Origin of the sequence: Mycobacterium sp., from assembly GCF_049281135.1 — a bacterium.
Lineage (GTDB): Bacteria > Actinomycetota > Actinomycetes > Mycobacteriales > Mycobacteriaceae > Mycobacterium.
The window spans coordinates 1-5,282 of record NZ_JBAPRN010000410.1; the positions used below are offsets into that span (position 1 = coordinate 1).

The following is a 5,282-nucleotide window of genomic DNA, read 5'->3' on the forward strand; positions in this document are numbered from 1 at the left end:
CGACCGGGTCGCGGGTCGGGGGCCAGACCATCGTGGGCGAGCAGTGCGTCAGCCCGCGACAGCGTGGGTCCCGGTGCGTACAACGACAGGATCGACCACGGAATCGGAGTCGCCGGCTGACTCAGCCCAAGAGCCTCAACGGTGTTCACGTTCCCCGTCACACCGCCCCGCGCGGCTTCGTTGTCGATGCCGTATCGGACGCCGGTGTCAGAGATCCAGAACAGCGACCCGGCGGCCGGTGACGCTGAATTCTGTCCGACGGTCTGGGCGAAATACCCGGTGCCGGGCGCCATCGCGACCCGGCGGGCCGTGCCACCGGCACCCGCACCCACCAGATCCTCGGTGTGCACCCCATCCGGAATCGGCGGCACCGAACCGGCCAGCAACGTCAGCGAATTCGTGCTCGCACCGGCCGACTTGCTCCAGTGCGCGCAGGTGACCGGATCGTGCGTCGCATCCAGCAGGCTGATCCGCTGCCCCGGGTAGCGGCTGGTATCCAGCTGCCGCGACACCGGGAGCTTGGCGATCGTGTCGGCACCCAGCCGCGGCGGCTGATCCAGACCATACGAGTTGGCGTTGCGCAGGATGGCGGCCAACACCGGGGAGATCTGCTGCAGCCCGTCGGGCAGCACGGCATAATAGATCAGGCCGTTGGCCGAATTGCCCTCCATACCATGGGATTCCACCACCCCACCGACCGGGGCGGGCACCGCGAACCGGGCCGGACTGCCGGCGTCGGGGATCACCGGGGCGGTCAGCGGCGGCGACTCGGGGATCGCATTGAACAACCCGGCGGCGATAGGCCGCGGCGCCGGGATGTCGCTGCCCAGGCCCAGCGCGCTGGTCACCGCGTGATCGGCCAGGTCGATCCGGCTACGCCGACCGTCCCACAGCAGCCATGCGCTGGTGGGGTTGCTGACCAGCACTGCCTTGCCGGCTTCTACCGCCCCCGCCCGGGCGCCGGTGCTATCGGGAGTTCCTGCTATCACCGTGACACCAGCCGCAGTCCCAGCGGCGGAATCGCATACCGTCCAGTCGGCGTCCTTGCGGGCGTTCTGCACCATCCGCTGCGGCGCGCCCGGGATACCGATCAGGTTGCCCAACGCAAACTTGTCCAGCTCAGTGCTTTTCACCATGGTGGGGTTGGCCGGCTTGCCGGCGATCAGCCGGGCCGACGCCAAATTCAGCACCGGATGCAGTTGGTCGCCCACCCGCACGTACAGCGCGGCAGTGGACCGGTCGGCCAGAATCGGGTTGTTGGCCGCCGATCCGTTCGGCCGGATCAGCGAGAACACAAAGCAGCCCGCCAGCGCGGTGATCAGCACGATCACGCCCATCAGTACCGCGCGGGTCTGGCTGCGCAGCGGATCCACCAGCATCCGGGTGTCATGCAGAGCCACACCGGAAGCGATGCGGCGCATCACAAACCGCCAACCACTCACCTGATGACGCGTCACGAAGCCGCGGCGGTAAACGACTTTCTCAGGGTTGTCATTGACCGGGGTGCGCGAGGCGAAGGAGCGCCGGTCGTCGGGTGACTCCGGGTTGGTCATGCCGGCATCTCCAGCCGCAGGCCTTCCAGTAGCGGCGGCACGGTGTTGGCAAGGTCGGCGGCGGTGATCGTCATGAGCTCCTCGTCGGTGAATTCACCGGTTTGCGCGTGTTCAGAGTGGTCCAGCCGGAATTCGCGTTCCTCTTCCGATTTTTCGACGACGTTTCGGACGAATCGACCGTTACCCGCGATGTCCAGGCCGCGACGTTCGACGCCAGCCGAATCTGCCTTCGTCGTGCCGGCCAGGTGGGCGAACAGCGCCTCCAGATCGGCCAGCGCCGACTGCTCGAACGCGCTGTCGCGTCGGGTGGCCATGAAGTTGGCGATCTCGATCAGTTCGGCCGGCTGGTAGGACGGGAAGTCGATGGTGCGAGTGAACCGCGATCGCAGACCCTGGTTGGTGTCCAGGAACCGATCCAGGTCGGCGCGGTAGCCGGCGATGATGACCACCAACCGGTCACGGTCGTTCTCCATCCGGGCCAACAAGGTGTCGATGGCCACCAGGCCGAAGTCGTTCTTGGCGCCGGTGGCAACCAGGGCGTACGCCTCGTCGAGGAACAGCACACCATCCAGGGCGCTGTCGATGATCGCGTTGGTCTTGGCCTCGGTCTCCCCGATGTGCTGACCGATCAAATCGGCACGGTGCACCTCCTTGATGTTTTCTTTCTTCAAAAGGCCTAGGCCACAATAGATTTTCGCGACGACACGCGCGATCGTGGTCTTCCCGGTTCCCGGAGGACCGGTGAACACCAGATGGTGGGTGCGCTGGGCCACTTCCAGCCCACGCTCCTTACGCACCAGCTCCATTGCCACCGCGCTCTTGAGCCGAGCGACCTGATCTTTGACCTTCTCCAGACCGATGAACTCATCGAGCTCACGCTCGGCCTCGGACAACAGCACCGCCTTGCGCTCTTGCGCTCCCGGGTCGACGAAATCGCCAGGCTTGGGTTCGGTGGCCGGATCCCAGGGGTCGATGCGCGCGGCAATGCGGTCGCCGGTGGTGGGCACGATCCCGAAGCTGGAATCCGTCAGCGCCTCTTCGACCTGAGCGTTTTCCGGGTTGGCGGCATACAGGTCCTGCAGTACCTCGCGCGCGGTGTCCTCGTCGCCGTCCCCGCGCAGTGACAGCGCCCTGGCTAACGCCCCGTCGACCGCGGCGACGGCCACCGGACCGTCTGGATCCTCGAGATAGGACAGCGCGGCAGCAAACATGCCCAGCCGCGCCAACGAAATACCCAGCGCCACCTTCACCGCGTGCGCGAAGTGCTCGTCGAGATCGGGGTCGTTCACGATCGGCGACAGCAATTTGACCACGTCAGACCAGCGCTCGGCGCGGTAGTGCACGATCGACCCAACCCAGCGGGACTCCCGCGAGCTCGGTCGACGCCGGGTGACATCGCTGACGAGTTGATACGCGGCAGCAAAGCGCCCGTCACCGGCCAGCGCCGCGGCGTAAGCAAGATGGAAATCATCGGGTTCGGTGGCGCGGAACTTCAGGTACAGACCAGTGTCGTACAGGAAGCCCAACGCACCCGGCGCCAATTCCACGTGGCGTTGCAGCACTCCGGCCGTCGCCACATTGTGCGAAATCGCTTCCAGCACAGACAGAGACAGATCGCCGGCGGCGGCCAGCCCGACCCATGCATCGGCCTGATCATGGGCGATGCGGACCAGGCCGGTGAACCCGGAGCGGGCGGCCGCCAGGTCTGCCGGGCGCTTGCGGTCATAGATAGTCAGCCCGAGCGCGCGGCAGCAGGTCGCGAATCGACTCGTTACGTCATCGTCCACCCTGACAGTTGTCCGCCGGGTGGCGACACTGCCGGTGTCAGCGATTTCCACGCCTCAGTCTCCCCTTCAGACGTAGTGTTGCCTAAGCTAACTTCGGGCGAAGTTAGCATTGCATAAGCTAGGTGTCGATACGCACGTATTCGCTGGATGCGTGGCCTCGCTCACTGGGCTGTGAAAGCTCAAGCGCTGCAGGTCAGTCCACTTGAAGGCCGCCCCGGAACGTCTTTTGGGCGCGGGGAGACCGACAGGCCTTCCCCCTTCGTTGCGCCGTGGCTTAATGAAAATGGATGTCATTAGCGAAGAACTGTACGGCATCGGGATCTCATTTTTTGACCGCCCTGACCAAAGTGTTCCGGGCGATCATCGGTCCGGCCTCGACATCCGGTCCGGGCACCGGGCGGCCCACGTCGCGGAAGTAGTCGGCCAGCGGCGTCGCAACCACGATCCAGCCGTGTTCGTCGAACCATTGCTGGGCCGGGTCGTGCTGCTCGTTGTAGGTCAGTTGGAAGAACAATCGGCCGTCACCCTCGGCCCGAGCTGCCCGCTCTCCCGCGACGGCAGCCTCGTACGCTTCGTCAGACAGTGCCGCACTTTCCTCTACTGCGACGTGACTTCCCGAACTGGCCAGCGCGTCGATCCCGGTGAACAGCTGCTCTCGCGCGGCGACGGGCAGATAGATCAGTAGACCTTCGGCGATCCACGCCGACGGCTTCGCAGGGTCGAAACCACTGTCCCGCAACGCCTGCGGCCAATCCTCGCGGAGGTCGATGGCAACCTCACGGCGTTCGGCGTTCGGCGTGGCTCCCCGCTGGCTCAGCACCTCGCGCTTGAAATCGAGAACCTGTGGACGATCCAGCTCGAAGATCGTTGCCGCATCGGGCCAGGACAACCGGTAGGCGCGAGAGTCCAGACCGGCGGCCAAGATCACCACCTGCCGTACACCGGCCTCAGCGGCTCGCCGGAAGTAGTCGTCGAAGTATCTGGTACGCGCGCCCTGGAAGTTGACGAAGTGCTGCCCCCAGCCAGGGGATTTGAGTTGATGGTCAGGGTTCTTGCCGTCCAGCACGTCGGCGGCATTGCCGCCGACCGCACGGCAGAACACCTCGGCAAATGAGTCGACTGCCAACGGGTCAGGCTTCTGCGCCTCCAATGCTCGAGCGGTGGCGACAAGTAACGCAGTCGCGCCGACAGTTGTCGTGATGTCCCAGTTATCGTCGTCAGTTCGCACGCCAACCGACCCTACGCGGGCAGGGCAGCGCGCTTACGTCGTCGGATCCAGCCACGACGGCATTCAATACGACGTTGTGTCGTAGAACAAGACCCCGTCCCGGTAGGGGGTATTAGGCCGCTACACCAATGGTCGGCCGGCCTTGATCCGCCGGTCCAGGTCCCACAGCACCACGTTGAACGGGAACTGCTGAACAAACCGTGGCATCGCGTTGTTCACCGTACGCAGCACGGCGATCAGCCGGTCGAAGCGCCGTTGCGCGGCGGCGTCCCACGAGAAGCGCATCTCGTCCCGAAATCGTTGCGGCAGAAACCCGGCGGTCAGCAGCAGAGCCAGCTTTTCCGGCTGCCGGCGCACGAACTCGGGTAGTCGCAACGCCCGGATGCGGCCCACAGCAATCGGATACAGGAAGTGCCGGACCGCGTCGTCGATGTGGACCTTCTCGAGTTGCTCGTTCCAGTAGCGGTCGAAGGCGGCCCGGTCGGAGGGCCACATCTCCGGCGGCACCTGCAACGTGGAAGCGAGTACGACGGCTTCCTGGTAGTGACGATCGGCGTCGCGATCGTCCATCTCGCCGATGAACATCCGATAGAAGTCGACCCCACCCTTGTAAAGGCAAGCGGCCACCCACAATTGCAAATCGAGGTCGAAGGCGTTGTATTGCACGGGGCTGTCCGGAGTCGAGTACACCTGGGCGTGCGCACGGTTCACCGC

General features: G+C 65.1%; 4 protein-coding genes. All 4 read right to left on the reverse strand.

Going from position 1 to position 5,282, the window contains the following annotated elements:
* The coding region (eccB, locus tag WAN02_RS16610) for a type VII secretion protein EccB (protein ID WP_422265312.1) at positions 1-1,553 on the reverse strand (1,553 nt) is incomplete at its 3' end.
* Complete coding sequence (gene eccA / locus WAN02_RS16615; protein ID WP_422265313.1) at positions 1,550-3,391, reverse strand: type VII secretion AAA-ATPase EccA; 1,842 nt, start codon at positions 3,389-3,391, stop codon at positions 1,550-1,552. The genes eccB and eccA, both read right to left, overlap by 4 nt.
* A 271-nt stretch (positions 3,392-3,662) precedes the next feature.
* Positions 3,663-4,568 carry a class I SAM-dependent methyltransferase gene (locus WAN02_RS16620; RefSeq protein ID WP_422265314.1) on the reverse strand — a complete coding sequence of 302 codons (906 nt, stop codon included), beginning with the start codon at positions 4,566-4,568 and terminating at the stop codon, positions 3,663-3,665.
* A 120-nt stretch (positions 4,569-4,688) separates the two neighbouring features.
* Positions 4,689-5,282: oxygenase MpaB family protein (locus WAN02_RS16625; RefSeq protein WP_422265315.1), on the reverse strand; the 594-nt coding region annotated here is incomplete at its 5' end.